1 pseudogene is annotated in these 489 nt (G+C 75.7%); it reads left to right on the forward strand.

The annotated features are described in order from the left end of the window. A pseudogene (locus D180_RS24615) lies at positions 1-489 on the forward strand (hypothetical protein); the annotation flags it as partial.

The raw sequence follows: 489 nt of genomic DNA on the forward strand, positions 1-489 counted from the left end.
AGGCGCTGGCGCTGGCGCGCGCGCTGCAGGTGCCGCGCGCCGATGCCGATCGCATCGAGGCGGCATTGCGCGCGCGCGAGGCCGCGCACGCCGGCATCGATCAACTGCTGCAACGGGCGGCGCAGGCGCGCCACGACGGGCATCTGGACGATGGCCCGGACGCGGCCCTGCCGCTGTACCAGCGTGTCCTGGAGTACGCGCCGGAACGCACCGCGGCGCTGGAAGGCCGCGAGGATGCATTGTCGGAACTGCTGCAGCACGCACGCGGCGATCTGGCGCGCGGCGACCTGGCCGCTGCCGCGGCGCTGGTGGAGCGCGCGCGTGGCTACGACCCCGGCCATGTCGACCTGCCCGAGACCCAGGCGGAACTGAATCGGGCGCTGGAGCGCCTGCAGCGCGAGGCCGAGCAGGCCCTGCGCCGGCAGCGCCTGGATGCGGCGGCACACGCGTTTGCGCAGTGGCACGCGGCGGTGCCGGACGCAGCCGGCG

This window comes from Xanthomonas sp. SHU 166, from assembly GCF_000364685.1.
Taxonomy (GTDB): Bacteria; Pseudomonadota; Gammaproteobacteria; order Xanthomonadales; family Xanthomonadaceae; genus Xanthomonas_A; species Xanthomonas_A sontii.